This window comes from Sphaerotilus sp., from assembly GCF_013299175.1.
Classification (GTDB): Bacteria; Pseudomonadota; Gammaproteobacteria; order Burkholderiales; family Burkholderiaceae_C; genus Sphaerotilus.
The window spans coordinates 1-26,197 of record NZ_JAAFKF010000052.1 but is presented as its reverse complement, the minus strand read 5'-3'; the positions used below and the strand labels follow the sequence as shown (position 1 = coordinate 26,197).

The following is a 26,197-nucleotide window of genomic DNA, read 5'->3' as shown; positions in this document are numbered from 1 at the left end:
CCACGGCCACGAGAACCAGATCCTCGTCCCCGAGTCCTTCCTCGACCTGCACCGCGACCGCAGCCGCAGCCGCCTGCGCACGCCGATCGCCGAGGTGCGTGTCCGCTACGAAGCCTGCGAAGACCTCGCCCAGCAGCTCGTCGCGCAGGCGCAGCACATCCACTTCGACCTCGGGGTGTCCGAGGACGAAGTGCTGATGCGGATGGAAGCGGGCTTGCAGACGCCCGAGTCCGGGTTTGCGCCGGACGAGGCGGTGTGGGTGACGCGGCGGCTGGCCGAGTTGCTGCAGTGGGATTGAAGCGGCGGGAGGCGCCGCCGCTTCCACCGCTGTAGCGGCTTCAGGAGCCGGCTTTTTCCGGCTCGCGCAGGAAGATCTCGACGCGGCGGTTCTTGGCACGGCCGTCGGCGGTGGTGTTGTCGGCCACCGGCAGGCGTTCGCCCTTGCCGTCGATCGAGATGCGGGTGGCCGAGACGCCCTGCGTCACCAGGTAGTCGCGCACCGAGGCCGCACGGTCAACCGACAGCGGGTTGTTGACCGCGTCGCTGCCCTGGCTGTCGGTGTGGCCCGTGACCTGGACGTGCATCGTCCCGTCCAGACCGTGCGCGAACTTGGCCAGGATCGGCGCCAGCGCGGGGCGGATGTTCGAGCGGCCCGAGTCGAAGGACAGGTCGCTCGGCACGTTCACCTTGAGCTGGTTGTCGCTGGTGCGGGTCACGTCGATGCCGGTGCCCTGGGTGGCCTGCTCCATCGCGCGCTGCTTGTCTTCCATCTTCTTGGACCACAGGTTGCCGGCGACCGCACCGACTGCGCCGCCGATGACCGCGCCCGAGCCGGCCTTGCCACCCGTGACCTTGCTCAGCACCGCGCCGACCGCGGCACCCGCCGCAGCCCCGGTCGCCGTGCCCTTCTGGCGGGCGCTCATGTCGGCGCAGCCACCGAGCAGCAGCGCAGCGGACGCGAGGACCAGAACCAGGGGACGGGAAGGGGTGAATTGCATCATGTTGGGAAAGCTCCGTAGGTGGGGGTGTACCGAGCCTAGTCTGCTCGGTGCATCGGAAAATGCACCATCCATTAAGACAGTGCCCGCAGGTGTTGAACGGTTGAAAACACCGTGTCGATGACGTGGCGGCGGTGTCGATTGGTCCCTGTGCGTGTGCGGCGGTATCGGCAGGGCATCCGGGGCGACAATCACGGCTGACCTCTGATCACGAAGACGACGGACCACTGCCTTGAACCCGACCCCCCTGTTCCTGCCCTGCGCCGCTGGCGTCGAGCCTCTGCTGGCCGACGAAGTGCGCGCCATCCTGACCGCAGCCGGTGCGCCGCAAGCGGCCAAGTCGGTGAAGCTTGGCCGTGGCGGCATCTCGCTGATCGGCAGCGTCCACACCGCCATGCGCCTGAACCTGGAGAGCCGGCTGGCGCCCCGCGTGCTGTGGCAGGTCGCCGAAGGCCGCTACCGCGACGAGGAGGATCTGTACGACATCGCCCGCACGGTGCCGTGGACCGAGTGGATCACGGGGCGCCAGACGCTGCGGGTCGATACCTCGGCGGTGCGCTCGCCGCTGCAGAGCCTGCACTTCGCCTCGCTGCGCATCAAGGACGCCATCTGCGACGTGATGCGCGAGCAGACCGGCGAGCGCCCGGACGTCGATCCGCGCTTCGCCGATCTGTCGATCCAGTTGCATGTCGGCGAGGACTACGCCCAGGTGTACGTGGACCTGAGCGGTGAAGCCTTGTTCAAGCGCGGCTGGCGCGAGGTGCAGGGCGAAGCGCCGCTGAAGGAAACGCTGGCCGCCGCGATGCTGGCCGCCGCCGGCTGGCACGGCCGGGCGCAAGACGGCGACCTGCTCGACCCCTGCTGCGGCGCTGGCACCATCGCCATCGAGGCCGCGCAGATCGCCTGCGGCATGGCGCCGGGCCTGCAGCGCAGCTTCGCCTTCGAGAAGCTCGCGCCCTTCCGCGCCGAGGTGGTGGCGTGGCAGTCGATGAAGGCCGAGGCGCGGTCGCGCATCCACGCGCCAGCGGTGCGGATCTACGCGGGCGACGTGTCGTTCCGCATGACCGACTTCGCCACCCGCAACGCCGAGCGTGCCGGCGTGGCCCATGTCATCGACTTCAAGACGGTGGACGCGCTGCAGCGCAACGCCCCGACCGAACGCGGCGTGCTGATGCTGAACCCGCCCTACGGCGAGCGCATCGACGCCAAGGGCACCGGCTCCGCCCCCGGCGGCTACCGCGATTCGCGCGAAACCTTCGACGGCGGCGGCACCTCGCAAGCCTTCTTCGCCGCGCTGGCCACGCACTGGAAACGCCAGTACGCCGGCTGGACCGCCTGGGTGCTCAGCCCGGACGCCAAGCTGCCGCAGGCGATGCGCTTGAAGGAGTCGCGCCGCGTGCCGATGTGGAACGGGCCGATCGAGTGCCGGCTGTTCCGGTTCGATCTGGTGGCGGGGTCGAACCGCAGCGAGCCGCGCTGAGGCAGACAGGGCTGCAGGCCGGCCGCTCAAGTCCCCGCCTCGGGGGCCGATGTCCGACAGAGGTGGTGGCGCCAGTCCACCCGCTGGAGGATGGAATGCAGATCGTCATCGTCGATGACAACCGGGTCAACGTGGCGCTGCTCAAGGTGCTGGCACGCCAGTTGACCGACCAGCCGGCCATGGAGTTCACCGATGCCGTGGCCGCACTCGCGTGGTGCGAATCGCATCCGTTCGACCTGCTGCTGCTGGATTACATGATGCCCGGCCTGGACGGGCTGAGTTTCCTCGCGCAACTGCGCGCCCGGCCCGACAAGGCGTCCGTGCCGGTGCTGATGGTCACGGCGAGCCACGAGACGGAGGTCCGCTACGAGGCACTGCGCCGAGGGGCCAACGACTTCCTGACCAAGCCGATCGACCGCATCGAGTTCCTGGCCCGCTCGCGCAACATGCTGGCGCTGCGCCAGAGCCAGCAAGCACTGGCCGACCGGGCCGCCTGGCTGGCCGCGGAGGTGGACAAGGCCACGCGGGTGATCGTCGAGCGCGAGTACGACACCATCCTGCGCCTGTCGCGCGCGGCCGAATACCGCGACCCGGAGACGGGGATGCACCTGGCGCGCATGGCCCGCTACGCGCAACTGATCGGCCGCAACCTCGGCATGGACGCCGAGCAGCAGCAGACGCTGCTGCGCGCCGCCCCGATGCACGACATCGGCAAGGTGGGCATTCCCGACGCGATCCTGCTCAAGCCCGGCAAGCTCGACGCCGCCGAGTGGGCGACGATGCGCGAGCACTCGGCCATCGGCTACCAGATCCTGCGCGACAGCCCCTCGCCGCTGCTGCAGATGGCCGCCGTCATCGCCCACAGCCACCACGAGAAGTTCGACGGCAGCGGCTATCCGCTCGGGCTGGCGGGGACGGCCATTCCGCTGGTCGGGCGCATCGTGGCGGTGGCCGACGTGCTGGATGCCCTGACCTCGCGGCGACCGTACAAGGAGGCGTGGACGTTCGAGGCCGCGCTGGCGCTGCTGCGGGAACAGTCCGGCACGCAGTTCGACCCCGCCTGTGTCGAGGCGGTGGTCGAGAGCTGGCCCGAGGTGCTGGCCATCCATGCCGAGTTCCGTGACGAAGCGGGAGGCCCGCATGCGGACCTGGTCTGAGGGGCTGGGGCTGGTGGTGGTGGGGCTGGCCTGCTGGGCGGATCTTGCGCAGGCGGAAGGGGCGGCCACCACGGTCAACACCAGTGTCGGCGTCAACACCGATGCCGGCTTGAATGAGCTGGAGGGGCTGCTGACCCTGCCGGTCTATGGCGCTTCCAAGTATGCCCAGACCACCGCCGAGGCACCGGCCTCGGTGACGGTGCTGACCTCGGGCGACATCGCCAGCTTCGGCTGGCGCACGCTGGCCGAGGTGCTCAACGGCGTGCGGGGCGTGCATTTCCGCAACGACCGGGGCTACGACTACGTGGGCGTGCGCGGACTCAGCCGCCCCGGCGACTACAGCTCGCGGGTGCTGCTGCTGATCGACGGCGTGCGCAGCAACGAGAACATCTACGACTCCGCCCTGCTCGGGCGCGAGTTCGCGCTGGATGTCGGCCTGATCGACCGGGTCGAGTACATCGCCGGTCCCGGCTCCGCCCTCTATGGCTCGAACGCCGTCTTCGCGGTCGTCAACGTCATCACCCGCAGCACGACCGCGCTGCTGGGACAGCGGCTCACCCTCACCACCACCAGCGACCGGGACCGCAAGCTGCAGTTCACCTCTGGCCGCGAACTCGCCACCGGCAATCTGCTGCTGGCCGCGAGCGCCGAATACCGGCCGGGCCAGGACTGGTACTACCCGGCGTTCGACCACCCGGACACCCACGGCGGCGTCGCCGAACACCTCGACGCCGAGCACGACGCCAAGGCGTTCGCCCGCTACACCGCCCGCGACTGGACCGTGACCGGGTTGGTCTCCCGCCGCGCCAAGCAGATTCCGACGGCGCCCTATGGCTACGTCTTCGGCGACTCCTCGGCCATCTGGCATGACCGGGTGGCCATGGTCGATGCCCGCTGGGACCACCGCCTGGATGCAGACCACGCCGTGTTTTTCCACGCCGGCCTGGCCCGCTACTACTACACCGACCTGGCCCGCTACGCCGCTACCGATACGCTGCAGAGCTACCGCAACGATGGCCGCTGGCTGAGCCTGGAAAGCCGCTGGACGACCACCGGCTGGGCGGGGCACCGGCTGGTGGTCGGCGCCGAGGTGCAGCACAACTTGCGCCAGTCGGTGCAGATCCTGACGCTGGCCGGGTCCGGTGCCGTGCCCGACTATGCCTTGTCCACACGCAATACCCGCGCCGGCGTGTTCGTCAACGACGAGTACACGGTGGCGCCGCGGCTGCGTCTGGGGCTGGGCGCGCGGCTGGACCGGCAGTCCGATGCCACCCTCCACGCCACGCCGCGCACGTCCCTGATCTGGGAGCCGGTGGACGGCCTGTTCCTCAAGGTGCTGCTCGGCGCCGCCTACCGGGAGCCGAACTTCTTCGAGCGCAACCCGGCCGAGACAGCGGCGCGGGTCAACCGCGGACTGCAATCCGAGTCGGTGCGCTCGACCGAGCTGGCGCTGGACTGGCGGCCCAACGCGCAGTGGCGGCTGTCGGCCTCGCTCTACAGCAACCGCATTGCCGGGTTGATCGAGCAGCAGGTGCTGGACAACGGCGATCTGGATTACCGCAACGTGGGCAGCGGACGTGCGCGCGGCGCCGAAATCGAGCTGGAGGTGGTCGGCGAAGGCGGCTGGCGTGTGCGCGGCAGTTGGGCGGGGCAGCAGGTGCGCGTCAACGGCAGCGACCACGTCAGCAACGCCCCGGGCCAGCTCGCCAAGCTGCATGCCACCCGTGCCATACCGGGCTGGCCCCTGCGGCTCGGGCTGGAACTCCAGGGCATGGGAACGCGCCAGACCCTGGCCGGCCAGACCCTGCCCGCGCACGTCCTGACCAACCTGACCGCGCAGTACGACCCGCCCGGTCGGCCCTGGAGCTTGTCGGCCACGGTCTACAACCTGGGCCAGGCGCGGCGGGAAGACCCGGCCGGGCCGGAGTCGCTGCAGGACAGCTTGCCGGTGCCGGGCCGCAGCATGGCGGTCAAGCTGGCGGTCCCTTTCTGAGATGCATGCTGGCCCGGTGCCTGCTCGGCGGTGGTGGAGCCGCTCTCTGGTCTGGGGGATCGGGGCCTCGCTGTGGGGACTCGCCACGCAGGCATGCCCGCAGGTGCCCAGCGAGTCGGCGGTGAAGGCGCGCATGGTGCTGAGTCTGGCGCGCTTCGTCCAGTGGCCGGCGTCGGGTGACGGGGCCGATGCGGGCGTGTTGCGGCTGTGCGTGGCCGCCCGCCAGAGCGAGGCGATTGGCGCCTTCTCGGCGCTGAACGGGCAAGTGATCGCCGGACGCACCCTCCATGTGCAGCCGGCGTCGGGGGCGGAGTCCACGCCTTGCCACGTCCTCTACCTCCACAGTTCGGCCGATCACGCTGCCGATCTGCTCGCCCAGGCGGGTCGGTCGGCCACGCTGACGGTGGGCGATGCGGAGGGCTTCCTGAACCGCGGCGGCATGGTCGAGCTGATGCTCGTCAACGACGCGATCCGCTTCGACATCCACCTCAAGGCGCTGCGGGCCGCGCAGCTCACCCTGTCCAGCCAGGTGCTGCGGCTGGCCCGGCAGGTGCGCGAATGATCGGCGACCGCCTGCTCGACCACCTCGGGCGCCGCACGGCCAACTGGCCGGTGCGCGTGAAGCTGGCGTGGCTGCTGGGACTGTGCGCGGGGTTGACGGCGGTGATGGGCAGCGTGGCGATGCTGGTCGCGGGCTGGGTGTTCGCCTCCAGCCATGCGCGCGAAGATGCGCAGGAGGTGGTGCGCTCGCTGGCCTATTCACTGCAAGCGCCAGTCAGTTTCGAGGACCAGCGCGGGTTGACCGACACGCTGGAGGTGCTCAAGGTGCGCCAGCAAGTCAGCGCCGCGTGGGTGGAGTCCAGCGCCGACGGTGCCCGGCTGGCGTCCTGGGGGGTATCCGGCGCCGCAGTGCCGCGCGAACCCGATGGTGGTGGCTTGCTGGCGGGTCACATGACGCTGGGCGCGCCGATCTTCGGCCCCAGCGGCGAGTTGCTCGGGCGTGTGACGGTGCGCATCGACCTGCGCGCGCAGCGGGACAACCTGGTGCTGCAGGGCGCCACGGTGGTGCTGGCCGGGCTGCTGGCGCTGCTGTTGTCCTATGTCCTCTCGCAGGGGCTGGCCCGGCGCCTCGTGCAGCCCTTGCTCGACCTGTCGTCCACGGCCAGCGCCATCACGCAGGACCACGCCTACGACCGGCGGCTGGCCAAGGCCGGCGGGGACGAGGTGGGGCAGGCGGTCTCGGCGTTCAACAGCATGCTGGAGGAGATCCAGTCCCGCGGGCTGGCGCTGGCGCAGGCGGGCGAGCAACGGGAGCAGCTCGTCGAGGCCCGCACCCGCGAGGCCCGGCGCGCCGAGGCGGCCTCCGACGCCAAGACCCGGTTCCTGGCGAACATGAGCCACGAGATCCGCACCCCGATGAACGGCATCCTCGGCATGACCGAACTGGCGCTCGACACCACGCTGACCCCCGACCAGCGCGAGTACCTCGGGCTGGTGAAGTCGTCGGCCGACGCGCTGCTGGTGGTCATCAACGACATCCTCGACTACTCGAAGATCGAGGCGGACAAGCTGGTGATCGAGGCGGTGCCGGTGGCGCTGCGGCCCTTGCTGGCGGACACCCTCAAGCCGATGGCCCTGCGGGCGGCCGAGCGGGGCCTGGTGCTGCGGCTGGAGATGGCCGCCAACGTGCCGGACTCGCTGCGCAGCGATCCGGGGCGGCTGCGCCAGATCGTGCTCAACCTGGTGGGCAACGCGCTCAAGTTCACCGAGCGGGGGGAGGTCTGCCTGCAGGCGCACTGCACCCGCGATGTCCACGGCCAGCCCTGGCTCCACCTCGCGGTGCGGGACACCGGCATCGGCATCGCGCCAGACCAGCAGCAGCGCATCTTCGAGTCGTTCTCGCAGGCCGATGCCTCGACCACCCGGCGCTACGGCGGCACCGGATTGGGGCTGGCGATCTGTGCCCGGCTGGCCGAGCTGATGGGCGGCAGCATCCGGGTGGAGAGTGCGCCCGACCAGGGCAGCACCTTCCACGTCAGCCTCCAGGTGCAGGACGATGACCTCGGCGCCGCGCCTGTGTCCACGGTGGACATGCTGCGGCCCGGCGACGCTGCGCAGGCCCGGGCACCGGGGGAGGCCGTGCCGCTCAGGCTGCTGCTGGCCGAGGACAACCTGGTCAACCAGCGTCTGGCCGTGCTTCTGCTGACCCGGCTCGGGCACGCGGTCTGTGTGGCCGACAACGGTGCCGAGGCGGTTGCGCTGCACACGAACGACCCGTTCGACGCCATCCTCATGGACATGCAGATGCCGGTGCTCGACGGGCTGGCCGCCACGCACGCCATCCGTGCGACCGAGGCGACCGGGTCGGCCGGGGCGGTGCGGCGGGTGCCGATCATCGCGCTGACGGCCAACGCCATGCAGGGCGACCGCGAGCGGTGTCTGGCGGCCGGGATGGATGGCTATCTGAGCAAGCCGATCGACCTGGTCCAACTGCAACAGGCGCTGCACCGCGTGGCGCTGGCCCGTACATCGGAGGGCAGCGCGTCCACCCGGCCGCGGCCTGCCCCGCTGGCGCAGACCACCGATGCGCCGGATCTGGACCGTGCGGCGCTGCTCGAACGCCTGGGCGGGGAGGTGTCGCTCATCGACGAGCTGGTGGCGGTGCTGGTCGAAGACGGGCGGCTGCGGCTGGCGGAGATGGCCACGGCGATCCGCGACCGTGACAGCGAAGCCCTGACCTCTGCCGCCCACCAGTTGGCGGGCGCGAGCGGCAATTGCTCGGCCATCGCGCTGGAGCGGCTCGCGCGGCAGATGCTGGTGCTCGCCCACGGACAGCGCCACGGGGAGGCGGCGGCGCTGCTGCCGATGTTGCTGGAGCGTTTGCAGCGGCTGGAGGAACGGGCGGGGCTGCAGCCGGCGGCGGTCACTGCAGCATGAAGGTCTCGTACTCCAGCCGGTGCAGCTTGCTCTCCAGCGCCAGCATCGCTGCGAACACCGTGACCATCATCGCCAGCGCCACGCCGTAGCCGTAGAACGACGCGCCGAGCTTGAGCGTGAGCAGCGACAGCCCGACGTTGAGCACCAGCAGCAGCGCGGTCAGCGTGAACACGACCCGGCGCCGGTCGAGGTAGAAGAAGATGTTCAGCAGCCCCAGCAACACCACCTGCAGGCTCGCTGCCACCACATCCAGGTAGAGCAGCGGCAGGTACAGGTGCGAGATGCCCAGCCAGTCCAGCACCCGCGGCGCCGCCAGGATCACCAGCAGCACGGTGATGCCCTGGATCTTCAGGATCTCGTACAGCCCTTGCCGGATGGTGAAGACCATCTCGTCGCGCAGGCGCTGGATGTTGCCCAGCGAGCCGCCTTCGCGCACGGCGTCGTAGAAGCGTTCGTAGTATTCGACGAAGTCGGTCTCGATGCGCACCAGGAACACCGCCATGCCGGGGATGATCGCCAGATAGGCGAGGAAGGCCGGCATGTCGTAGATGATCGACGCACGAAGAGGACCAATGATGGCCTGGCTGACTTCCGGCGCAGCCCAGAACACCAGCTTGTCCGCCCACACGCCCAGGTTATAGAGCAGCCCGACCCAGACCAGCGAGGTGAACATCGCCCCGCGCTGGAGGAAGTCGAACGCGATCAGCCGCTCGGCCGGCAGCGTGCGCAGCACCATCACCAGCATGCCCGCCAGCAGCACGAACTGCCCCACCACGAAACCCAGCAGCAGCCCCTCCATGCCCAGCCCGCGCAGCAGCAGCGCGCCCGTCACGCTCACGCCGTAGCCGAGACCGAACAGCGCCACGATGGCCTTGTACTGCTTCATGCCCGACAGGAAGATCGTCGCCAGCCAGATGCTGCTCATCACCACCAGCCCGCTGGCGAAGGTGACGCGGAACAGGTTGGTCTGGCCCGGAAACAGCGTGGCGACCGCAAGCAGCCCGAGCAGGCCGGAGCCGACGATGACGATCAGCAGTGCCCCGAGGAAGTTCGGCGCAATCACCGCCGCGCGCTTCTCGAACAGCCGGTCGGCCACCCAGCGCGTGAACGAGAGCTGGATCGGTCCCGTGAGCACCAGCGACAGCATGATGAGGTAGGTCACGGACACCTGGAACTGCGTGATCTGCCGGTCCTGCACCGTCACCGCCGACACCAGACCGATCACCAGGATGCCCAGGATGGACAGCACCCACGGGCCGGAGCTGATGATGCCGGCGTAGGCATACGCCTGGAACAGCCCGGCGAAGCTGTCCCGCCGCAGGAGCTTTCTCAGCTCGAAACCGATGCCTGCCATGTCAAGGCCCTTTCATAGACCGTGCGGTAACGACCGAGCATGCGTTCGAGCGAGTAGTAGCGGTGGACCCGCTCCACGCCCGCGTCGCTGGCGCGCTGCCAGGCGTCGGCGTCCGACAGCAGCTCGACCGCCGCGTCGGCCAGCGCCTTCGGATCGGCCAGCCCGACCACGCGTCCGGACGGGCCGAGTGCGCGGTCGTCGTCGTCCAGCCCCTCGATGAGCTGGCGGCACGATCCCACATCGGTGCTCACCGCCGGCACGCCCGCGGCGAAGCCTTCGAGCAGCACCAGCGGCAGCGCCTCGCTGATCGACGACAGCACCACCAGCCCCACCTTGGGCAGCAGCTCGGTGAGCTGCTGGAAACCGAGGAAGCGCACCTTGTCCTGCAGCCCCAGGCTGGCGATCAGCAGGTGGCACTCCTCGGCGTAGGCCGGGTCTTCGTTCTCGGGTCCGGCGATCCAGCCCTCGGCCTCGGGCATCTGGTTGACGACGCTGCGCAGGGCGCGGATGTAGGTTTTCACGTCCTTGATCGGCACCACGCGCCCGATCAGGCACAGCACCGGCGGGACCGCGACCTGCCGCAGCGCGCGCAGCGGAGCGAAGCGGGCAATGTCGATGCCGTTGGGGATGGTGCTGGTGCGCTCGCCAGCGGCACCGTCGGCGACCTGGCGGCGGCGGTTGGCCTCGTAGAGCGCGATGATCTGGTCGCTGGCGTCGTAGCAGGACCGCCCGATGCCCTGGAAGAAGCGGATCCACAGGTCGCGGAAGTAGCTCAGCTCGGTCAGGTCGCGCTGCAGCACCGAGCGGTTGTCGGCGATCCAGCGGGCGCCGAACAGGTCGATCTTGCGCTCCTTGGTGTAGATGCCGTGTTCGGACAGCACCAGCGAGCGGCCGTGCCTGCGCTTGCACATGGCGCCCAGCAGGCCGGCGTAGCCGGTCGAGACGGTGTGGAACGCTTTCACCGGGATCAGGCCATCGGCAATGCGCTTGAGCTTCCACAGCGGCGCGTGCATGGTGCGCACGGTCCAGAAGTAATCGACGAAGGACGGGTCGGTGCAGCGTTCCTCGTACTGCGCGCAGATGTGCTCCCACGATTGGTCGCCGCGCAGGAAGTGCGCCTCGCCGAGCTGGTCGTCGAAGCGATCGACCACGGCACCGAACAGGGCCTGCGCGTTGGTGCTGGCCGGGGCTTCGTCGAGTTCCTGCCAGTGGCGGTGCAGGGCCTTGACGTGGGCGAAGGCGGCGGGGTCGGTGCGCAGGGTGCGCTGGGCGGGGCGGTCTTCGCTGTCGAAGAGGTAGTGCGCCTCGACGTGGACGAGGTTGGACGGCAGCGTGTAGCGGACCGGGCCGTAGTCCTCGGGCCGCGAACCGAGGAAGACGACGGCGAAGGTCAGGTCGGGGAAGCCCGTGATGATCTGGTGGACCCAGCTCGACACGCCACCCGAGATGTAGGGGTAGGTGCCTTCGAGCAGCAGCGCGATGTCGGCCGATCCGGCCCGTGGCAATGCGTCGTTCAAGTCCGCTCTCCTGCGGTTTGCCAGTAGCGCACCAGCGCGGCCATGCGCGGGGTCACGGTCAGCGGGTCGATGCGCTGCATCAGGGTGCGCACGCTGGCCCAGTCGTGGCGGCGGTAGGCCATCTCGGCGAGGTAGGGCAGCACGCGGTTGTCGGGCAGACCGTCCTCGGTGGCGCGGACCAGGTCGTCGCAGGCGCGGTCGATGTCGCCCTGCTCCAGGTGCATCCGGGCGAGCAACTGGCGCAGGCCACCGTCGGCCGGGTCGAGCGCGATGGCGGCCTCGGCGTGTTCGATGGCGCGTGCCAGCGTGTGTTCGCGCACATCACCCTGCACCAGCGACTGGTAGACCAGCTCGAAGTTCAGCTCCGCCAGGTGGCGCAGCACCTCGATGCGGCTGGCGCTGTGGCGGTGCGGCTCGGTGGTGAGCTGCTCCAGCAGCGCCGCTTGCTGGGTGATGCGGGTGCGCAGCGCCTTTTCCTGCGAGTCGAGCAGGCCGTAGGCGACCAGGCGCAGATCCTCCACCGGATCGCTCAGCAGCTTGCGCAGCAGGTCGCCGGCGATGCGCGCGGGCTTGCTGGCGATGGCGTTGAGGGCGCGGGTGCGCAAGGGGGCGGCGGCGTGGATGTCGGTGAGCAACTGCCGGATGCTCAGGCCGCGGAACAGCCGCGCCGGCTCGCGCACCGACAGCAGGAACTCCGGCGGGGCGGCCAGGCGGAAATGGGTGTCGGTGGCGTGTACCGGCATCAACCGCATCACCACCACCGCCAGCAGCAGTGCCACCAGCCCGAGGAAGGGAATGAAGAACGCCACGCTGAACAGCAGCCCCAGCACCGCCAGCGGCGGCTGGCGCAACCGCCCCGGCAGCAGCGGATACAGCGCCACGGCCAGCACGGCGCAGGCCAGCGCGTGCGTGCCGACGTAGGCGCCCAGCCGCAGGACATCGCGCTCGCCGCTCCACAGCAGCAGCGCCGCGCCACACTCCAGCGCCAGGGCGAACAGGAACTGCAGCGGGTTCATGCGCCGGGGCCTGCGAGCAGGCCGACGAGGGTGGGTGCCAACGGCGCCTGGCCCAGCGTCACCACGCGGTGCTGGATGCCGAGCGTGGCGAGATCGGCCTGGTGCGGCGCCAGCCCCTGGCGCTCGGCGATATAGCCCGCGAGGCTGCGCAGGTAGCCATCGACCGCCGTGCGACCCACCAGCGGCATCAGCGTGACCAGCCGCTCGCGGTCGCCGTCCATCGCGTAGGGCCAGACGACATCCGGCGAGCGCGCGCGCTGCTCGGCCAGCCGGCGCTGGCCGGCGGCGTGTTCGGTGTCACTGAAGGTCAGCATCACCACCTGGCTGGGCAGCTTGAACTCGCGGGCGATGCGGTCGAGCCGGCTGGCTTCCTCCGCGAATTCGACCGGGCAGTGCGGCAGGTGTGCCAGCAGCCCCGGCACCTCGTCGCTGACCAGTGCCGCGTCCGAGAACGACGAGCACAGCACGGCCATCAGCTCCAGTGCCTCGTCGTGCAGCGCGAGGAAGGGCATCCGGCTCACCACCAGCAGCGCCTGCTCGCGGTGCGTGCCCAGCACCAGCGGCGCGGCGACGAGGTGGTCGGTCGCGGCCTCGTGGGCCGGCATCCCGGCCTGCACATGCGCCAGGCGGCGCTGGTCGAGCGCGTACTGCACCAGCGGATCGGTCAGCCGCACGGGAACGGGCTGGCCGACGCTGGCCAGCGTCGTGCCGTGGGCGGCGCCGGGGGTGAGCGTGAGCACCTGCGCGCTCTCGATCTGGCAGTGGACGCCGAGGAAGTCGAGAAACGCCTTGGCCGCGGCCGGCGCGTCGAGCTGGCCGGCCAGCGAGCGCGCCCGCATGTCGCCGAGCGCCTGGCGCAGCGTCGAAGGCTGCAGCAGCAGATCCTGTTCGAGCACGTCGTGCGAACGCTGGACCATGAACAGGCGGTTGGTGACGCGCTCGATGCGGTCTTCGAGGTAGGCGTTGGCCTGCGCCAGCCGGCGGATGCGCGAGCGCCACAGGCCGCTGAACTCGCCGCACACCATGGTCAGCAGCAGGCCGCCGAGGAAGTACAGCACGGGGAAGGCCACCGACGGGTCCGCTCCCTGCAGCAGCCGCCACGCCACCAGCACCACCAGCATCGAACCCAGCCCGGCGAGCACGCCGTAGCGCAGCGCGACCAGGATCGGCGCGAACCAGGTCCACGGGATCGGCGCCTGGGTGAACAGCGGATCGGCGGGCGAGACCCAGCACCCGATCGCGATCAGCCCGAGCGTCATCGCCACCACTTCGAGCGCGGCCCAGCCCATGCGGGTGCGTGCGGAGGCGAGGGCGTGCAGCCCGTCTTGGGCGGTCGCGTCGGCCGTGAACTTGGACACCAGCATGGCGGGCCTCGGCGTTCAGCGCAGCGACAAGTCGCCGAGCAGGTCGCGCATGAGCTTCTGGCCCACGGCGGACAGGGCTTCACGGCTCCAGCCGGAGCGGGCGCCGGTGGCGGTCCAGACGACGTTGCCGTTGCTCAGGTCGATCACCTGCAGCACCAGACCGACGGCCGGCTCGCCGTCCACGCCGACCTTGTAGCGCCACTCGTCCACTGCGCCCGTCATGGCGTAGCGCACGCCCTGCTCGGCGGCCCAACGCTGCGCGTCTTGCTGCACCTTGCGGTCGGGCGAGTCGCCCAGCAGATCGCTGGACGCCACGGCCGGCGCGCGCACCAGGGTCTGCACGCCGCGCTGGCGCATCAGCGCCTCCAGGATCACCTCGGCGCGCAGGGCGGCCTGCGGCGTCTCGGTGTGGTTGGCCATCGGCAGGATGACCCACTTGGCGCTGGCGCCGGCATCGAGCGGCACGGTGTTGCGGCTGCGGTCCATGACGGAGCAGCCCGCTGCACCCAGCGCGAGCGCGAGCAGCAAGAAGGGCTTGAGGAGGCGGTCGAGGCGCATGGTGGGTTTCCTTGGAAGGTCAATCCGGGTCAATCGGTGAGTCCGGGCTCAGAACGGGAGCACATAGCGCAGCCCCAGCGCGCGGGCATCGCCGCTGGAGCCAGCGCGGGTGGTGCTGTACTGGAGGAGCAACTGGTCGCTGCCGGCGAGCCGGCCGGCGACGCCGACGGTGGCGGCGTAGCCCGCGCCCAGCCGGCTGTGCGTCGTCAGGCTCAGGTCGGCGAAGGGGCGCCAGGCGCGGCTGTAGGCGTCACGCTGGGCGAGTCCTGCGCTCAGGCCGACGCCGTGCAGCGCGAAGCTGTCGGGCACGAAGACGCCGCTGCCGGGCTGGCTGCCGTCGGAGGTCAGTCCGGCGGTCCAGGCGGGCAGCGTGTCGTCTGTGCGGCGGTAGCGCGTGTAGTTGCCGAAGACACGCACGCTCAGGTCGGGTGCCGCACCGCGCAGCACCTGGGTGGCCTCCCACTCCAGGCCAAGCGCATGGCCCAGCGTGCCACCGCCTTGCAGCGCGAACTGTGCCGCCCGCAGCGACACCCGCACCGGGTTGGTCAGCGACAGGCGCAGGTCGCCGCTCAGGCGGGCCTCGTGCTGGACACCGGCCACGGCGAGCGGCGCGGAGTCGGTGGCGCGGGCGTTGAAGCCCAGGTCGGCCCGCAACTGCAGCCGCGCCAGCAGTTGCGCACTCGCCGCCAGCGCCCCGGTCATGAAGCTGCGCTCGGCCGAGCGGATGCCCAGCGTGCCCTCGACCTGCAGTGCGCGGTCGGGTTGGAGTCTGAGCGTGACGCTGCCGGTGCGGTCGCGGGCCGGCAGGGCTGCGCCGAAGGCGGGCGTGCCGTCGGCGAGGGTGCCGGGGCGCTGGGCGATGTCCTGTGCGGCGATTTGGAGGGTGGTGGTTTCACTCAGCGGCAGCCACAGGGCCAGCCGCTGCTGGGTGGCGTGCAGCGTGTCGCGGCTGCTGTCGGCGCTGTACTCGGCGCGGCGTGCGTTCTGCCAGGCGGTTTCGGTGTACGCCTCGTGCAGGCTGTCGTCGTCGCGGTCCTGCAACTCCGCGGTGCGCAGCGCCTGGGCGCGTCGCGTGTGGCCCAGCGTCTGCAAGGCGTCGATGCGCTGGGCGGCGGGCAGGCGCGCGCCCTCGGGGCTGTCGAGCAGTCGGCCGATGGTGCCGAGGTCGCCGTCGTGCAGTGCCATCGTCATCTCGGCCCAGACCGGCGTGGGCAGCGACCGTGCGTGCCGGCGCCACAGCCACAGCCGCGCATGGTCGTGGTGCTCGTTCGACAGCAGCCAGCCCAGCGCCAGACTCTGGGCGCCATCGTCGATCGGTGCCGTGCGCTGGGTGTCGGGCGCGAGCAGCCCGCCCGGTGCGAGCAGGGCGCGCATGGCCCGCAGGCCGCTGTCGCCCTGGCTGTCCGCCAGTGTCAGCCGGGCGAGCTGCAGTTGCAGGGCCTGCCGCTCTTCGACCGACCCATCGCTGCGCCCGGCCAGCGTCTGCAGCCGCGCGCGGGTCAACTGCAGTGCGAGGACGCGCACACGGGTGGCCTGTTCGGGCTGTCCCGCCGCATCGAGCACGTCGGCGTAGCTGCCGTTCCACAGCGGATCGTCGCGGAACGCGGCAGCTTGGCGGCGCCAGTAGGGCAGGGCCAGCCGCGGCTGGTCCAGCTCCATGTGGCCAGCGGCGTAGGCCGCGTCGTAGGCGTGGTCACGCCGGGCCGCGTCTTGCCAGGTGAGGAGCCGCTGCTGCAGCTCGCTCTTGCCGCCGGACTCGATCAGCAGGAACAGGAAGGCGATGCGTGTGCCGGTGTTCTCCGGCTCGATGTCCAGCGCGCGGCGCAGGTCCGCCACAGCCGCCGGCAGCTCGCCGCGGGCCTGCCGCCACTGCGAGCGCAGCGTCCAGAAATAGGCGTCCTCGCCAACGGCCTTTTCGCTGGCGGCGTCGAGCGAGGTGAACAGGCGCTCCATGGCCGGCAGATCACGCTGGTTCCACCACAGGTCCAGTGCCGTGACCAGATAGCTGGGCAGGTGCAGCACATCCCAGGCTTTCTCGGCGAAGCGCGCCGCCGCACGGGGGTCGTGCGGGCGCAGCAGGGTCAGCAGGCGGTCGGCATCGATGCTGTTGAATTCGCCCGTGCCCGTGGTGACGCCGAGCGCGTGCAGGGCCTGCGACTCGATCTGCAGCGTCCAGGCCAGGTTGGCGACCAGGCGCCAGTACGCCAGGTCGGTGGCCGGCACCGTGGCGGCCAGCGGCGCCAGGGCCTCGTAGGCCAGCGCCGGCTCGCCGCGCAGGCTGTGGACCGTCGCCAGCCGCATGGCGCGCGGCACGGTGGCGCCGTCGAGCTGGATGAGGCGGCGCAGGGCGTCGATCGTGGCGGGCTGGTTGCCCATGCGCTCGGCCAGATCGACCTGCGCCTCGCGCAGCGCCCGCGCCGGCTGGCGGCGCTCGGCCTCCTGCAGCCACTGCATCCCTTCTTCGGGCCGGCCGATCCGCTCGGTCAGGGCAACCACCCCCAGCGTCTCCTCCACCGTCAGGTGGCGTGCGGCGGCGATCTGGCGCCAGGTGCCCAGCAGCAGCTCGTCGTCGTTGAAGCTCGGCGCCAGCCGCAGCATGGCCTTGAGCGCGCCATCGACCATCGCCGGCGAGGCGCCGGGCATCTGCGACAACGCCCGCCAATGCACCAGCGCCTCGTCGGGCTTGCCGGTCCACTCGGAGACCTGGGCCAGCCGTTCGCGCCACGCGGCGTTGGCCGGCTCCTGGCGCACGGCGGAGGCGGCCACGCGCCAGGCGTCGTTCTGGTTGCGGTTGGCCAGAAAGGTCTGGTAGGCCAGCAGGTAGGACGACTCCTCGAACGGCGCCCGCGGATCGCCGGGCTGCGGTCGCACGCCGGGCGCAGGTTCGGCGGCTTTCGGGTCGGCCGGTCTGGCACGCAGCGGCTCGGCGGCCTGGGCCGCGGGCACCACCCGATCGACCACCGCGGCCAGCCAGCGCAGCGGCGCTGCAGGCCATGCACTCACCGGTCCTTGCGGTCCCTGTCCTCGCGCTTGCGCCTGCATCTGCAGCAGGCGCCGGGCATAGCCCTCGGCCACGGCCGGCTGGTTGGCGGCCAGCGCGAGCCGGGTCAGGTAGTCGAGCAGGGCGCGGTCGTTGCCCACCACGTCGGCGCGGGCTTCCGCCAGGGCCAGCGCCTGGCCGAGCAGGTTGCCGGACTGCAGGATGCGCAGCGCCTCGCGCAGGTGTTCGCGCTTGCGCTCGGCCGTGGGCGCACGGTCCATGGCGCGCTGGTGCAGCGTGGCCGCGCCGGCGTAGTCCTGCGCCCAGACGGCGGTGCGGACGGCTTCCTCGAACCACGGAGCGCGGTCGCCCTCCGCGTCGAAGCGGATCAGGCTGTGGAACCGCTGCGCCAGCGGCAACTGCTCCAGCGCGGTGGCCTTGCGGGCGAACAGCAGCAGGTCGGGGGTGGCCCAGGACAGGGTGAGCCGCTCTTTCAGGCCGGCGATGAGCTGTGCGCGCAGGGCCAGGGCCTGGGGGCTGCCGGGCGTGGCGGCGTTGGCGCGCAGCTCCAGCAGGCTGTAGGCGAGTCTGGACACCCGCAGCCGCACTTCCTCGTTGCCGCTGGGGCGGTCGAGCAGCGGCTGGAGCACGGACGCGGCGCGGTCGGCCTGCTTGAGCGCGAAGTGCCGCTCGGCCAGCAGCATGCGCAGGTCGGCGTTGTCTGGCTCGCTGGACAGCAGGTTGGCGAGGTAGCTGACGCTGAGTTCGTCGTTGCGGGGCTCGGCGCGCAGGCGGTCGAGGAGCTGCTGGCGCGGGTAGAGCATCACCAGCACCACCAGCACCATGGCGGCCACCACCAGCAGGCCGCCGGTGGACAGGATGCGCGCCCGCAAGCCGGTTGCGTCAGAGGCAACCAATCGTGAGCGTTTCTGTTCCATGTTGGTCGCTGGCGTAGTGGTGGATGCCGTCGGTGGTCCGCACGGCGGTCAGGCGCCGTCCGCCCAGGCTGACGGCACAACCGCCGGGATGGCGGATCGCCATGCGCAGCGGGACATGGGCCTGCAACTGCAGCCGGGTGGCGCTGTCGGTGCGCTCCACCGAGAGGACGCGCGCGTTGGCTTCGACGAGGTAGGCGGCGTTGTCGCGCGCCGGTGCAAACGGCACCCAGGCATCACCGCCGCCACCGAGGTGAAGGTACTGCTCCTGGCCTTGCTCGGCTTCGCTGTGGCCGACGAAGCCGCGGCTGCCCTGGATCTGCGGCACGCCCAGCGAGCGCGGTGCCCGCAGCTCGCGCAAGGCCCCCGCGCCGCGCACGAGGAAGCCGCCGTCGCCGCGGGCAATCACGATGTCCTCGTAGTTCATCGCCTTGCGCACGTAGTCCGACGGGTAGACCGGGTGCAGCGGTTGCGCCATCGCCCAGCGGTAGGCGCGGTGCAGGGCTTCGAGCGAGGCGCGGCGCGAGGCGGCGTAGGTGTGGAAGTAGATGTTGACCGGCTTGAGGCGGTAGGGGCGCTCGGTCAGCTCGAAGGTCTCGATGACGCGCTCGAAGCCGTAGAGCGGGCCGGTGAAGTGGTTGGTGTAGACGTTCTCGTTCTGGTTGGGCGCGTAGACCTGGAAGAAGCGGCCCTTGCGGATGCCCAGCGGCCCGACGTGGGTCAGCGACGGCTGGGCCTTGGTGACCACGGTTTCGCCGCCGTTGATCGCCAGCACGCCGGACTTCTCCAGCGTCGCCAGCGTGGCCTCGTTCGGGTTGGTGTCGCCGCTCCACTGCACCAGCACCACCGGCTTGTTCGGCGGGGCGAGCCGCGACTGGATGTAGGCGATCGAACCCTGGATCTCGCGCTCGGCGTCGAAGCGGTAGCCCGGCAGGTCCAGCGCGTAGCCCTTGCCGAAGGCGCCCGCTTCGACCTTGCTCCAGGTGAAGGGGTGCGAGAAGGTGTGGGTGGCGACCTCGACATGGGGCAGGGCGAACATGCGCCGGGCGATGCCCTCCATCTGCGCCGACAGCTTCGGGTAGAGGCCGTGCGGCGCCGTTTCACCCTCGATGATCGACATCGCGGTGGGCACCCGGTAACGCTCCAGCACGTCGGTGAGCAGCACCTCGCTGGCCAGCGGCGATCCGCGCAGGTCGCTGCGGTTGGCGAAACCGTCGCCGTCGATGTGGACCATCAGCAGGCGCCGGCCGCTCTCGGTCGTGGTGTCCGGCACCGGCATCGCGGGCAGGGCGAGCGCACGGCGCAGGAAAGCGATCGGGTCGAAAGCCCAGCGGTACTCGTCCTCGCCGGCCGCCAGCCGCACGAGGCTGTAGCCGGCCAGCGCGTAGCCGCCCCAGGGGGTGATCGCCACGGCGTCCATCGTGGCCCCGCGGGCGTCCCGGCTCTGCAGCAGGACATCGGAGCCGGCGGGCGCCCCCAGCGGGTTGAAGTCGAGCTTGCCGGGCACGGGGGTGATCTCGAAGCCGATGCTGGCATCGCGTTTCGAGAACGTCACCGGCGCTTGCACGGGTGCTGTCGTCCCGCGGCGCTGCAGCCCGTAGGTGTCGCGCTGGACCGTGGCATCGCCCACGCCCAGTTGTTCGAGGCTCACGACTTTCACGCCCGCCGCCATCGCCTTCTGCAGCCACGCGGCCAAGGCGGGACGCGGGCGGTCGTTGCTGAACTGGGTGACGACGCCGGCCACCTCGCCCGCCTGGACGCCGCCGGGCAGCGGCTGCTCATCGACGTTGACGAACTCGGGCACGAGGCCCAGGTAGTAGGCCGGCATGGCGGTAAAGCGCAGCGCATCGGCGTAGGTGAGCTGGGCCGAGGCGGTGCCGATGGGGCTGTCGTGCAGGAGGATCAGCCGCCGCGGCAGCACCTCGACCGCGCCGATGCCCATGGCGTCCAGGCTCGGGGTGCTGACCCAGGGGATGAAGCCGTGGGACTGGATGCGCTGGGCGGTCTCGCGGGCCAGGGCGCGCTCGTTCGGCGCCACGTAGTCGATGGCCAGCACGGGCAGGCGGTGTTCGGCGCGCACCCGGTCGAGCTGGCCGATCAGCCAGGCGCGGTCGGCGTCGCTGACGGCCTTGTAGCGGGCATTGCCGTTGTCCCAGCCGCGGTAGAGCGACTCGGCGGCCACCATGTCGGCGTCCTGCGCCACCTGCGGCAGGATCTCGAAGCCGCGGTTGAAGATCAGCTTGGCGTCGGGAAACGCCACCTTGAGCGCCTTGACCACGCGCACCAGACCGGCCTCGTGGGCCGCGCGCTCCTCGGGCGTTTTTGCCACGAGCTGGTAGGAATCGAGCGTGTCGAGGAAGAAGCCGCGGTAGCCGCGCTCCCACTGCGGGCGGGCCACGTTCTGCACGAACCACGCCGGCCACTCGGGTGCGCGCTGGTCGATGACCGCACTGTCCCACGCGGGGTTGCGACCGACCAGCCAGGCGGCGGGAAGGCTGGCGTGCTGCGGATGGGTGCGGCTGACTTCGCCCACCGACAGGTAGGCCATGAAGCGGGTGTGCGGTGCGGCCTTGGCGCGGGCCGCCATGTCGCCGTGGTGGCCGGGTTCCAGCACCACCCAGTCGAAGGCCGACAGTGCGCTCCAGGGCGGCGTGGCACCGTAATGCAGCGCCACGCTCGGGCCGGGGAGCACCGGTGCCAGTGCTTGTGCGGCGCCTGTCAGCCACAGGCCGCACGCGGCCAGCAGACCTGTCAGCCACGGGCCGCCTGGCCCGCGTAAGCCCGCGCACAGCCAATTGCGTGCCCATCCATGCCAGACTGAGAGGTTCACCGGACGAAATCCTCCAAGATTGGTATTTATGCAAAAAGTCAAGGTGGTTATCCACACCATTCACTAATATTGCATGAAATTTGCTACCAAATATTCTTGGAAGATTACGTCAGCGGTTCCTCTCAGGCATCCCTCAGGCACTTCTCTGGTCGTGACCGGGCCGGGTGGGCGGGGGAATCAGATCCAGAAGCTGTAGCCGACGCTGACCGTGATCTGCGGAATGGCGCGGAACTTGCCCACGGTGCCGCGCAGCTCGGAGAGTTCCTTGTCCAGATTGGCCTGGAGGTCGGCTTCGCTGGCCAGTGCCCCGCGGGGCGTGGCCGTGACCTTGGCCCGGCCGATCAGGGCGCCGAGGTCGGCCGAGACCCGCCAGCCGGTGTTGAGCTGGTGGCCCCAGCCGATGCCGACATAGGGCGCGATGGTGGGGAACTTGATCTGCACCTCCAGGCCATCGGCGGCGGTGGTGGTGTAAGTGCGGTCGCCGATGGTCAGGCTGCCGCCGGCCCCGGACGCATCCAGTGTCATCTTGTAGTGGGTGGAGCTGAGACCGCCGGTCAGGCGGAAGCTGTTCTCGAAGGGGAACCAGTCACCGAACAGGGTCATGCGCTGGAGCTTGTGGCGGCTCTGGTAGGTGATGCCGCTTTCGGTGGTGGTGCGGTCGCCGCTGCCCAGCGCCATGAAATCGCCCCGCAGGCTGAAGCGGCTGTCGATCGGGCGGGCATAGCCCAGGCCGATGCCCGGCAGGCCGGCATTGACGTAGATCTCGCCGTTCAGCTCCAAGGCGTGGGCGGCCGGTGCGGCACCCAGCGCGGCCAGTGCCGACAGACCGGCCAGGGCCAGGCGGGCGCGGCGGGCGGGACGCTGGGGGGTGGGATGTGGGTTCGGGTGCATGGAGACTCCAGTGGCGGCACAGCGGGTTGGGATGGCGGGTTCGGTAGTGAACAACCGACTGTCGCCAACGCTGCGCACGGCCTGAGCTGGAAAAACCGGCGAAATGCTGCCCTGTTCCCGCTCCCGCACTCCCTGGGCGGCTCAGCCCGTCGCCAGCACCTCGTACAGCTCCAGCGGCAGCCCGTCCGGATCGGCGAAGAACACGAAGCGGTGGCCGGTGAACTCGTCGAGGCGGATGTCCTCCACCGCGATGCCGGCCGCCTCCAGTTTCGTTTTCCATGCCGCCACGTCGTCCACCGAGAACGCCAGGTGCCGCAGCCCGCAGGCTTCCGGGCGCGAGGGCCGCGGCGGCGGGGCGGGGAAGGAGAACAGCTCCAGTTGCCCGCCGTCGGGCAGGGCCAGGTCGAGCTTCCACGAGTCGCGCGCCTCGCGGTAGTGCTCGGCCAGCACGCGCAGGCCGAGCAGCTCGGTGTAGAACTGCCGCGAGCGGGCGTAGTCGGCGGCGATGAGGGCGACGTGGTGGATGCGCAGGAGGGTCATGGCCGTGACCTTAGCGCACCACGCCGCACCGCGCCGTGCCGCTACACGAACGCGATGTGCTTGCGCAGCGGCAGCGCCCGGATGCGCTGCCCGGTGGCGCGGAAGATGGCGTTGGCCAGCGCGGGCGCGGCCGGCGGCGTGCCCGGCTCGCCGATGCCGCGGATCGGGCCGCCACTCTCCAGCACCTGCACGCGGATGCGTGGCGCCTGGGCCATGCGCAGCGCGGCGTACTGGTGGAAGTTGCCCTGCTCGACCGCGCCGTCCGCGAAGGTGATCTCGCCGAACACCGCCGCGCTCAGCCCGAAGAGCGCGCCCGACTGCAACTGCGCCTCGACGTTGCGCGGGTCCAGCGCGGTGCCCACGTCGGCGGCGATGCTGAGCTGGTCGATGCGGATGCCGTCTGCCGTCGCCGTGACCTCGACCACCTCCGCCACCGGCACGCCGAAGGACAGGTGGAAGGCCACGCCCCGACCGCGGCCCTTCTCCAGCGGCGTGTCCCAGCCCGAGAGTCTGGCCACCGCGTCCAGCACGGCGCGTGGTGGAGCAGCGAGCGCCGCAAGGCCACCGGGTCCGCGCCGGCCTGGTGCGCCAGCTCGTCGAGGAAACTCTCCACGAAGAAGCCGTTGAACGAGTTGCCCACCGAGCGCCACGAGCTGACCGGGACGCTTGCCGGCGTGCGGTAGGTGGTGGCGCGCCAGTGCGGCAGGGCGTAGGGCTGGTCGTGCAGGCCGTCGGCGATCAGCTTGTCCGGGCCGGGCAGCGCCAGCCCGATGCGCCCGCCCTGCGACTCCAGCACCGAGGGACTCGCCACGCGCAGGTCCAGCGCCTGCACCGTGCCGTTCGCCGTGCGGCCATGGACACGGGCGATGGCGGGCGGGCGGTAGAAGTCGTGGCCCATGTCCTCCTCGCGGCGCCAGGTGAGCTGGACCGGCCTGCCCGGCATGGCCATCGCCAGCCGCACCGCCTGCAGCACGCAGTCCGACTCGGCCCGCCGCCCGAAGCCACCGCCCATCAGCGTGGTGTGGACGTGGACCTGCGCCGCGTCGAGACCGGCCACCTTCGCCGCCTGGTCGCGGGCGAGGGTGGGCACCTGCGTCCCGGTCCAGAGGTCGAGCTGGCCGTCGTGCAGCCAGGCCACGGCGTTCATCGGCTCCATCGTGGCGTGGGCGAGGTAGGGCACGCGGTACTCGGCCTCCAGCACCGCTCCGGTGGACAGCGCGTGGTCCACGTCCCCGTCATTGCGCCACTGCCGGTCCTGGTGCGCGGGCGAGAAGGACGCGGCCACCGCGTCCATCAGCAGCGCGGTCGTCGGCGGGTAGACCGGCGCGCCCCAGTCGCACCGGACGGCCTGCACCGCCTGGAACGCCCGCCAGGTGTTGTCGGCGATCACCCCGACGCCGCCGGGCAGCGCGACCACCTGCAGCACGCCGCGCATCGCCCTGGCCGCAGTGGCGTCGAAGGACTGCAGCGGGGCGTCGAGCGCCGGGTTCATGCGCACGGTGGCGAACACCATGTCGGGCAGGCGCACGTCGATGCCGAAGGTGGCCGTGCCGGTGCATTTGCCCACCATGTCCACGCGCGGCATGGACCGGCCCAGGTAGCGCCACTGGTCGCGGGGCTTGAGCGGCGGATCGTCCGGCAGCGCCACCTTGGCCGCGTCGGTGGCGAGTTCGGGGTAGGGCAGGCGGCGGCCGTCGGGCGTGACCACGGCGCCGGCATCGGTCTTCAGCGTGGACGCCGGCACGCCCAGCCGCTGCGCCGCCGCCGCCACCAGGGCAAAGCGCGCCGCCGCCCCCGCCACGCGCATCTTGTCGAAGGCGTCCGGCACGCTGGAGGAGCCGCCCGTGCCCTGCAGCCCCATGAACTTGGCCAGCACGCCCACCGTGCCGCGCATCGCCTCGGCCGCGGTGCCGTGGTCGAGCGCGCCGAAGGGCACCGCCTCCGCCAGCATCGCCCGGTTGTAGTAGGCCGCGCCGGGCGGGCCGTGTTCGACGCGCAGGTCGTCCCACGCGACATCCAGCTCCTCGGCAACCAGTGCGGCCAGCGTGGTGTGGATGCCCTGGCCCATCTCGGCGCGCGGGGTGATGACGGTCACGCCCTGGGCGTCGATCCGCACGTAGGGGGTGAGCGCCGTGCTGCCGTCGGGCAGGGCGTCGAGCAGCGGGTTCGGGTGCGGCTGGCGGTAGCGCACGACACCGAAGGCCGCGCCGCCGAGCACGGCCACCGAGCCGATCAGGAAACTGCGGCGGGCGACCGTGGCGAGCTGGCTCTTGTCGTGGTTCATGCGGCGGCTCCCTGCAGGCGCCGGGCCGCGTCGTGGATGGCGGCGCGGATGCGCGGGTAGGCGCCGCAGCGGCAGAGGTGGCCGGACAGGGCCGTGTCGATGTCGGCGTCGGTCGGTGCAGAGTGCTGTTGCAGCAACGCCGCCGCCGCCATGATCTGGCCCGATTGGCAGTAGCCGCACTGCGCCACCTGGTGCGCGATCCAGGCCGCCTGCACCGCGTGCAAGGCCGCGGGCGTGCCCAGCCCCTCGATCGTCGTCACCCGGCCCGCCACGCGGCCCACCGGCGTCACGCAGGACCGCACCGGCACGCCATCGACCTGCACCGTACACGCGCCGCACAGCGCCATGCCGCAGCCGAACTTGGTGCCGGTCAGGTGCAGCACATCGCGCAGCACCCACAGCAGCGGCATCTCGGGTTCGAGGTCCAGGGTGTGGGGCTGGCCGTTCACGGTCAAGTTCAGAGGCATGGGGGTGTTCTCCTGTCTGTCACGGTTGTCCCGCCAGCGCAGGCGCCCGGTAGACCAGCACCTTCAACGCCCGCTCCGCCGACACGTCCGCGAAGGCGGGGGGATTGGCCAGCCGCTCCACCCGCGTCAGCTCGGGCGCCAGCGTCTGCATCGGCGTGGTCAGGAAGTCGGTGCCCAGCTCGGGGGCATTCAGGCAGAGCAGCGCGTGGCCACTGGGCGCGAGCAGATCAGGCAGCCGGCGCAGCACCCGCGCGTAGTCCTTGCCCGCCACGAAGCTGCCCTTCTGGTAGCTGGGCGGATCGACGATGACGAGGTCGTAAGGTCCGCTGCGGTGGATCTTGCCCCAGGAGCTGAAGATGTCGTGCGGCAGGAAACTCGCGCCGGTCGCCACGCCGTTGAGCCGGTGGTTCTGCTGGCCGATGGCGAGCGCGCCGTGGCCCATGTCCACGTTGACCACCTGGCGCGCGCCGGCCTGCAGCGCCACCACCGAGAACGCGCAGGTGTAAGCGAACAGGTTCAGCACCTTCAGCCGCGGCTGCCGCTGCGCCAGTCCGCGCACCCAGCGCCGGCCCTCGGCCATGTCGAGGAACAGGCCGTGGTTCTGGCCGCGCAGGACGTGGACGAGGTAGCGCGTGCCGTCCTCGCTCACCGCGTGCGGTTCGGGCACGCTGCCGGCCATCAGCCGCGTCTCGGCCCGACTGCCGTTGCGGCACTGGAAGACCCAGTTCAGCGGCTGGCCCGGCGCCAGTTGTTCCCAGCGGGTGGCGAGCGCGGCGCCGACGGTGGCCAGTTCCTCGTCGGGCACGGGCTGGAAGCTGGTCAGCACCCAGACGGGCGGGTAGAAGTCGAGCGTCCAGTGTTCGCAGCCGGGGTGCAGGCCGCCGCGGCCGTGGAAG

19 protein-coding genes and 1 pseudogene are annotated in these 26,197 nt (G+C 71.0%); 6 read left to right on the top strand and 14 right to left on the bottom strand.

Features of this window, described 5'->3' with window-relative positions:
• A partial coding sequence (locus QZW52_RS10675) for a hypothetical protein (RefSeq protein ID WP_434738314.1) occupies positions 1 to 298 on the top strand: 298 nt, incomplete at its 5' end.
• Positions 299 to 338: 40 nt separating this feature from the next.
• On the opposite strand, the gene QZW52_RS10670 is transcribed toward QZW52_RS10675, so the two are convergent.
• Positions 339 to 1,001 carry a YiaD family glycine zipper/OmpA-like lipoprotein gene (locus tag QZW52_RS10670; RefSeq protein WP_434738313.1) on the bottom strand — a complete coding sequence of 221 codons (663 nt, stop codon included), beginning with the start codon at positions 999 to 1,001 and terminating at the stop codon, positions 339 to 341.
• A 229-nt stretch (positions 1,002 to 1,230) separates the two neighbouring features.
• Between QZW52_RS10670 and QZW52_RS10665 the strand changes: the two genes are divergently transcribed.
• The 5 genes from QZW52_RS10665 (at position 1,231) to QZW52_RS10645 (ending at position 8,565) form a co-directional block, all read left to right on the top strand.
• A complete protein-coding gene (locus tag QZW52_RS10665; protein WP_293998384.1) occupies positions 1,231 to 2,478 on the top strand; it encodes a THUMP domain-containing class I SAM-dependent RNA methyltransferase in 1,248 nt (415 codons plus the stop codon).
• A gap of 95 nt (positions 2,479 to 2,573) precedes the next feature.
• Positions 2,574 to 3,635 (top strand): HD-GYP domain-containing protein, encoded by a 1,062-nt coding sequence (locus QZW52_RS10660; RefSeq protein ID WP_293998382.1) that lies wholly within the window; start codon positions 2,574 to 2,576, stop codon positions 3,633 to 3,635.
• The gene (locus QZW52_RS10655) at positions 3,619 to 5,628 is read left to right on the top strand and encodes a TonB-dependent receptor plug domain-containing protein (RefSeq protein ID WP_293998380.1); all 2,010 of its coding nucleotides are present in this window, start codon (positions 3,619 to 3,621) and stop codon (positions 5,626 to 5,628) included. The genes QZW52_RS10660 and QZW52_RS10655 overlap by 17 nt, the downstream gene beginning before the upstream one ends.
• A 1-nt stretch (position 5,629) precedes the next feature.
• On the top strand, positions 5,630 to 6,190 hold the full coding sequence (locus QZW52_RS10650) for a YfiR family protein (protein ID WP_293998377.1): 561 nt from the start codon (positions 5,630 to 5,632) through the stop codon (positions 6,188 to 6,190).
• The gene (locus QZW52_RS10645; protein ID WP_293998374.1) at positions 6,187 to 8,565 is read left to right on the top strand and encodes an ATP-binding protein; all 2,379 of its coding nucleotides are present in this window, start codon (positions 6,187 to 6,189) and stop codon (positions 8,563 to 8,565) included. The genes QZW52_RS10650 and QZW52_RS10645 overlap by 4 nt, the downstream gene beginning before the upstream one ends.
• Here QZW52_RS10645 and pelG read toward each other — a convergent pair.
• From pelG to QZW52_RS10580, 13 genes and pseudogenes are all read right to left on the bottom strand, one after another.
• Positions 8,552 to 9,919 carry an exopolysaccharide Pel transporter PelG gene (gene pelG / locus QZW52_RS10640; protein ID WP_293998371.1) on the bottom strand — a complete coding sequence of 456 codons (1,368 nt, stop codon included), beginning with the start codon at positions 9,917 to 9,919 and terminating at the stop codon, positions 8,552 to 8,554. The two genes, QZW52_RS10645 and pelG, sit on opposite strands and share 14 nt — an antisense overlap.
• Positions 9,895 to 11,436 (bottom strand): GT4 family glycosyltransferase PelF, encoded by a 1,542-nt coding sequence (pelF, locus tag QZW52_RS10635; protein ID WP_293998368.1) that lies wholly within the window; start codon positions 11,434 to 11,436, stop codon positions 9,895 to 9,897. Before pelF ends, pelG begins: the two co-directional genes overlap by 25 nt.
• Positions 11,433 to 12,452 carry a tetratricopeptide repeat protein gene (locus QZW52_RS10630; protein WP_293998365.1) on the bottom strand — a complete coding sequence of 340 codons (1,020 nt, stop codon included), beginning with the start codon at positions 12,450 to 12,452 and terminating at the stop codon, positions 11,433 to 11,435. The genes pelF and QZW52_RS10630 overlap by 4 nt, the downstream gene beginning before the upstream one ends.
• Positions 12,449 to 13,816 carry a PelD GGDEF domain-containing protein gene (locus QZW52_RS10625; RefSeq protein WP_293998362.1) on the bottom strand — a complete coding sequence of 456 codons (1,368 nt, stop codon included), beginning with the start codon at positions 13,814 to 13,816 and terminating at the stop codon, positions 12,449 to 12,451. Before QZW52_RS10625 ends, QZW52_RS10630 begins: the two co-directional genes overlap by 4 nt.
• 15 nt (positions 13,817 to 13,831) lie before the next feature.
• On the bottom strand, positions 13,832 to 14,374 hold the full coding sequence (locus QZW52_RS10620) for a penicillin-binding protein activator LpoB (RefSeq protein WP_293998359.1): 543 nt from the start codon (positions 14,372 to 14,374) through the stop codon (positions 13,832 to 13,834).
• Between the two features lie 48 nt (positions 14,375 to 14,422).
• Positions 14,423 to 18,271 (bottom strand): tetratricopeptide repeat protein, encoded by a 3,849-nt coding sequence (locus QZW52_RS10615; protein WP_293998356.1) that lies wholly within the window; start codon positions 18,269 to 18,271, stop codon positions 14,423 to 14,425.
• Positions 18,258 to 21,119: a bifunctional glycoside hydrolase/polysaccharide deacetylase family protein gene (locus QZW52_RS10610; protein ID WP_293998355.1), complete on the bottom strand. Its 2,862-nt coding sequence runs from the start codon at positions 21,117 to 21,119 to the stop codon at positions 18,258 to 18,260. Before QZW52_RS10610 ends, QZW52_RS10615 begins: the two co-directional genes overlap by 14 nt.
• A gap of 177 nt (positions 21,120 to 21,296) precedes the next feature.
• Positions 21,297 to 22,010: a hypothetical protein gene (locus QZW52_RS10605; protein WP_293998353.1), complete on the bottom strand. Its 714-nt coding sequence runs from the start codon at positions 22,008 to 22,010 to the stop codon at positions 21,297 to 21,299.
• Between the two features lie 141 nt (positions 22,011 to 22,151).
• Complete coding sequence (gene gloA2 / locus QZW52_RS10600) at positions 22,152 to 22,550, bottom strand: SMU1112c/YaeR family gloxylase I-like metalloprotein (RefSeq protein WP_293998351.1); 399 nt, start codon at positions 22,548 to 22,550, stop codon at positions 22,152 to 22,154.
• A 41-nt stretch (positions 22,551 to 22,591) separates the two neighbouring features.
• Positions 22,592 to 22,984: a molybdopterin cofactor-binding domain-containing protein gene (locus QZW52_RS10595; RefSeq protein WP_363226518.1), complete on the bottom strand. Its 393-nt coding sequence runs from the start codon at positions 22,982 to 22,984 to the stop codon at positions 22,592 to 22,594.
• Between the two features lie 176 nt (positions 22,985 to 23,160).
• Positions 23,161 to 24,618: pseudogene (locus tag QZW52_RS10590) on the bottom strand (xanthine dehydrogenase family protein molybdopterin-binding subunit); the annotation flags it as partial.
• A 212-nt stretch (positions 24,619 to 24,830) separates the two neighbouring features.
• Positions 24,831 to 25,301 carry a (2Fe-2S)-binding protein gene (locus QZW52_RS10585; protein ID WP_293998346.1) on the bottom strand — a complete coding sequence of 157 codons (471 nt, stop codon included), beginning with the start codon at positions 25,299 to 25,301 and terminating at the stop codon, positions 24,831 to 24,833.
• A 19-nt stretch (positions 25,302 to 25,320) separates the two neighbouring features.
• The coding region (locus tag QZW52_RS10580) for a class I SAM-dependent methyltransferase (protein ID WP_293998343.1) at positions 25,321 to 26,197 on the bottom strand (877 nt) is incomplete at its 5' end.